We start from the raw sequence: 5,238 nt of genomic DNA, 5'->3' as shown, positions 1-5,238 counted from the left end.
CACGAGAGGTGTCCCGTGAGCACAGCCACCGTCATCGATCGGCACGGCGTCGACGTCCGGCGCGGCGTCGACGATCGGGCCGTCGCCCGGCCCGGCGTCGATCAGCCCGCCGTCGACCCGGCCTGGATCACCGCGACCGTGCGGCCCGCCGGCAGGTTCGGGCGTGGGGACGTCGGGCGGCTCCGCGCGCTGCTCGACGCGCTCTCGGCCTGCGCGTCGATCGTCGTCCTCGACCTGCAGGCGGCGCGACTGCTCAGCCCCCGCGCCGCGACGGTGATCGACGAGGCCGCGCACCGACTGGAGGAGCACGGCGGGTGCCTGGTGTGCATCAACGTCGACGCCGACTCGCGCGCGTGCCTGTCCACCGCCGGACCGCATGCCGTGCTGCTCGCCCAGGGCTGAGGTGGTGCCGATCACCTACCGTGGAGGGATGTCCCTCGAGCACCGGCCCGTGGCGCGCACCCCGCGCTCACCCGCCGCCGTGCCCCCAGGCCCCTCGGGCCCCCCGGGGCCAGCCGGAGCCACGTCCGGCGCGCCGGCCGATCCCCGTCCCCCCGATCCCGGTTCCCCCGATCCCCGTCCCCCCGTGCCGGGCGAGCTGCGCTCCGGCCACCGTGCCCCCGCGCTCGCGGTGGCGCTGGTCTGCGCCGTCGGCGTCTGGGCCACGTGGTTCCTCTTCGTCGCCTCGCCGACCGGTCGCCTGCTCGACGCGGCGGCCTACGACGGCGCGGCGTACGGCCGCACCCGGCTCTGGCAGGTCGCCGAGCCCGTGCTCGAGGTGATCTCCGTCCCCTTCATCGGGGGTGTGCTCGTCGCAACCATGCTGCTGGCCCTGCTGCGGCGTCGTGCCCTGCTCGCGCTGCAGGTCGCGGTCCTCATGGGCGGGGCCAACCTCACCGTGCAGGTGCTCAAGTACTGGGTGCTCGACCGGCCCGACCTGGGCCTGGGCGACACCCTGCGGAACTCGCTGCCCAGCGGGCACACGGCCGCGGCGGCGTCGGTCTCGGCCGCGCTGGTCCTCGTGGTCCCCGCCCGGCTGCGCCCGGCCGCGGCCCTGCTCGGCGCCGGCTACACCACGGCGACGGGGATCTCGACGCTCGTCGGCGGCTGGCACCGGCCGAGCGACGTCGTCGCCGCGGTGCTCGTGGTGCTCGGCTGGGCCGGGGTGGCCACGGCCATGGGGGCGCGCACGGCGCTCGCGCCCGCGGCGGTGGCTCCGCACCGCACGGCCGCGACGGTGGGCCTGCTCACCGCAGCCGGGGCGTTCGCCACGGTCCTCGCGGGCGTGGCGCTGGCACGGACCGCGGCCGGGCTCGAGGCGGGTCTGGACTCCACGGCGGACCTCCTCACGGCCTACGGCGGGGGCGCCGCGGGGGTGGGCGCGACCGCCTGCCTGGCGTTCGCCGTGCTGCTCGCGATGCGCGCCGCAGCCGATCCGCGACGTCGGTGAGCGGTGGGCGCGTGTCCGCGGCGGTTGACGGCAGGTCGTAGAGTGCGCGATCGACGGTGCCACACCGTCCCCGATCCCCCGGGCCGTCAGCGGCCCGCCCCAGGAAGCAGGTCCGCATGACGCGCAGGCTCGTCATCGTCGAGTCGCCGGCGAAGGCGCGCACCATCGCCGGGTACCTCGGCGAGGGCTACGTCGTCGAGGCGTCGGTGGGCCACATCCGCGACCTGCCGCAGCCCTCCGAGCTGCCAGCGGACATGAAGAAGGGTCCGTTCGGCAAGTTCGCCGTCGACGTGGACCACGGCTTCGAGCCGTACTACGTGGTCGACGCGGACAAGCGCAAGAAGGTCGCCGAGCTCAAGCGCGCGCTCAAGGATGCCGACGAGCTCTACCTCGCCACCGACGAGGACCGTGAGGGCGAGGCCATCGCCTGGCACCTGCTCGCCGAGCTCAAGCCCAAGGTCCCCGTGAAGCGCATGGTGTTCCACGAGATCACCCGCGAGGCCATCCAGCGCGCGCTCGCGGCGACCAGGGACCTCGACCAGGCACTGGTCGACGCGCAGGAGACCCGCCGCATCCTCGACCGGCTGTACGGCTACGAGGTCTCCCCTGTGCTGTGGCGCAAGGTCCGCCAGGGCCTGTCCGCCGGCCGGGTGCAGTCCGTGGCGACCCGGCTCGTCGTCGAGCGCGAGCGCGAGCGCATGGCGTTCCGCACGGCCGAGTACTGGGACGTGACCGGCACCTTCGCGCAGGCGGCGCCGACCTCCGAGACCGAGCGCGGCGACTTCCAGGCGAAGCTGGTGCAGCTGGGCGGCCGGCGCGTGGCGAGCGGCCGGGACTTCGACGACCGCGGCACGCTCACCGGGCGCGACGTCGTGCACCTGGACGAGGCCCGCGCCACGGCCGTCGTCGCCGGGCTGGCCGCGGCGTCGTACGCGGTGCTGAGCCTCGAGACCAAGCCGTACACGCGCCGCCCGGCGGCGCCGTTCACCACCTCCACGCTGCAGCAGGAGGCGAGCCGCAAGCTGCGGATGGGCTCGCGCCAGGCCATGCGCACGGCGCAGACGCTGTACGAGAACGGCTACATCACGTACATGCGCACCGACTCGCCGGTGCTGTCCACCCAGGCGATCGATGCCGCGCGCCGCCAGGCCGCCGAGCTCTACGGGCCCGAGTACGTCCCGGCCTCACCGCGCGTCTACACGTCCAAGGCCAAGGGTGCCCAGGAGGCGCACGAGGCGATCCGCCCCGCCGGGGACCACTTCCGCACCCCTGCGCAGGTGGCCCGCGAGCTGTCCGGTGACCAGTTCCGGCTCTACGAGCTCATCTGGAAGCGCACCGTCGCCTCGCAGATGGCCGACGCGCGCGGCTCGACGGCATCGGTGCGGCTGGGCGCCGACGCCGCGCTGCCGGAGGGCCCCACCCCCGCCGTCTTCGGCGCGTCGGGCACCGTCATCTCCTTCCGCGGCTTCCTCGCCGCGTACGAGGAGGGCCGCGACGTCGAGCGGTACGACGACGGCGCCGACGGCGACGGCGAGGCCACGGGGGCGGCGCGCGGTCGGGCCGGGTCCAAGGCCGCGGCGAGGCCCGAGGCCGAGGTGCGGCTGCCGGAGCTGGCCCAGGGCGACGCCCTGACCGGCGCGGACCTGACGGCAGACGGCCACCGGACGTCCCCGCCGCCGCGGTTCACGGAGGCCAGCCTCATCAAGGCGCTCGAGGAGCGCGGCATCGGCCGCCCGTCGACCTACGCCGCGACGATCTCCGTCATCCAGGACCGCGGGTACGTCACGTCGCGCGGGCAGGCGCTCGTGCCCTCATGGCTCGCGTTCGCGGTGACCCGCCTGCTCGAGGAGAATCTCGCGCGGCTGGTCGACTACGACTTCACGGCCGTCATGGAGGAGGACCTCGACGCGATCGCCGCGGGGGAGAAGGACAGGGTCGCGTGGCTGACCCAGTTCTACTTCGGCCCCGGCGCGAGCGGCGCGGCCGAGGTGTCCGGCCCGGGCACCTCCGGCTCGCCGGACGGCCTGCGCGACCTCGTCGCCAACCTCGGCGACATCGACGCGCGCGAGGTCAACTCGATCGACATCGGCGAGGGCATCACGCTGCGCGTCGGCCGCTACGGGCCGTACCTCGAGGTCGAGGGTGCCCCGGGCGAGGAGGCGCGCCGCGCGTCCGTCCCCGAGGAGCTCGCCCCCGACGAGCTGACGGTCGAGCGCGCCCGCGAGCTGCTCGACACACAGCCCGACGGCGACCAGGTGCTCGGCGAGGACCCCGCGACGGGCACGACGATCGTGGCGAAGAAGGGCCGCTACGGGCCCTACGTCACCGAGCTGATCCCCGAGCCGGAGCTCGACCCCGCACTGTCCGCCGCCGCGCGCAAGAAGGCACTGGCCGCAGCCCCCAAGCCGCGCACCGGCTCGCTGCTGTCCACCATGCAGCTGCAGACCATCACGCTCGAGGACGCCCTGCGGCTGCTCTCCCTGCCGCGCACGGTCGGGGTGGACCCGGAGACGGGCGAGACCATCACGGCCCAGAACGGCCGGTACGGGCCCTACCTCAAGCGCGGAACGGACTCGCGCACGCTGCCGAGCGAGGAGGCGATGTTCGACATCACCCTCGACGAGGCGCTCGCCGTCTACGCCCAGCCCAAGCGCGGGCGCGGCCAGGTGGCCACGCCGCCGTTGCGCGAGCTCGGGCTCGACCCGGTGACCGAGAAGCCGATCGTCATCAAGGAGGGCCGGTTCGGGGCGTACGTCACCGACGGCGAGACCAACCGCACGCTGCCCAAGGACCTGACCCCCGAGTCGATCACCCCGGAGCAGGCGGCGGAGCTGCTCGCGGACAAGCGCGCCCAGGGCCCCGCCAAGAAGCCGGTCCGCAAGGCGCCCGCGCGCAAGGCCCCGGCGAAGAAGCCCGCGGCGACGAAGGCGGCGGCGACGGCGGCGACGACGGCGGCGACGACGAAGGCGCAGACGAGGAAGGCCTGACCGCGCGGGTCCTCGGTGCGGAGCGTTCTGGACTCCAGCGGAGCCGCGCGGTCCGGTGCGGAGCGTTCCGTAAGGTCGTGCGGAGCGTTCCGGTCCCGCGGAGCGTTCCGTTCGGTCGTGCGGAGCGTTCCGGTCCCGGGCGGAGCGTCCCGGTGCGACACGCCCGCGTGTCGAGACCCGTACGCTCCGCGCCCTCCGCGCTCTCCGCGCCCTTCGCGCCGTTCGCGCCCTCGGCGGTCCGGTGGTGGTCCGGTGCGGGTCCCGATGGCGATCCGGTCCGGTCTGGGGGTCAGCCCCGGGTGAGCGTGGCGCGCAGCCGGTCGAGGGCCGCGCCGTCGGCCTGCCAGCCGTGCGCGCCCGCGGCGCCGACCGAGGCGGAGGCGACCTCGGTGGCCCATCGCAGCGCGTCGAGAGGGTCGCGGACGGCCAGCGGTTCCCGCGCCAGCCACGCGACGAGGGCTCCGTGCAGCACGTCGCCAGCTCCCAGGGTGTCGACGACACCGGTTCGGGGCACCGCCACCGTGGTGCGCACCCCGTCGCGGACCACGACGACGGCGTCGGCGCCGTGGGACTGCGCGACGACGGCCGGCCCCCACGCCGCCACGCGGGTGAGCGTGTCGATCCGGGGTGCCGAGGGGTCGTCGAGCGCCCGGACACCGTCGACCACGCGGACGCCGTCGACCACGCGGACGCCGTCGACCACGCGGACGCCGTCGAGCGCCCGGACGCCGTCGACCACGCGGACTTCCTCGGGCACGCGGAAGTCTTCGGACAGCAGGGCGATGTCGACCAGGCCGAGCA

At 75.1% G+C, this 5,238-nt stretch carries 4 protein-coding genes; 3 read left to right on the top strand and 1 reads right to left on the bottom strand.

The genetic code is table 11. The features are described from left to right. The first annotated feature begins 15 nt into the window (after positions 1 to 15). The 3 genes from PKY62_RS01395 (at position 16) to topA (ending at position 4,437) form a co-directional block, all read left to right on the top strand. A complete protein-coding gene (locus PKY62_RS01395; protein ID WP_324534100.1) occupies positions 16 to 402 on the top strand; it encodes a hypothetical protein in 387 nt (128 codons plus the stop codon). A gap of 184 nt (positions 403 to 586) precedes the next feature. Then, positions 587 to 1,450 (top strand): phosphatase PAP2 family protein, encoded by an 864-nt coding sequence (locus tag PKY62_RS01390; RefSeq protein WP_324534099.1) that lies wholly within the window; start codon positions 587 to 589, stop codon positions 1,448 to 1,450. Between the two features lie 116 nt (positions 1,451 to 1,566). Further along, positions 1,567 to 4,437, top strand: coding sequence for a type I DNA topoisomerase (topA, locus tag PKY62_RS01385; protein ID WP_324534097.1), 2,871 nt, complete (start codon positions 1,567 to 1,569; stop codon positions 4,435 to 4,437). Between the two features lie 289 nt (positions 4,438 to 4,726). Here topA and PKY62_RS01380 read toward each other — a convergent pair. Beyond that, a partial coding sequence (locus PKY62_RS01380) for a PfkB family carbohydrate kinase (protein WP_324534095.1) occupies positions 4,727 to 5,238 on the bottom strand: 512 nt, incomplete at its 5' end.

The sequence above is a fragment of the Actinotalea sp. genome (assembly GCF_035443605.1).
In the GTDB taxonomy this organism is placed as follows: Bacteria; Actinomycetota; Actinomycetes; order Actinomycetales; family Cellulomonadaceae; genus Actinotalea.
Note: the sequence above shows the minus strand (reverse complement) of the source record. Positions and strands in the feature narration are given on the sequence as shown.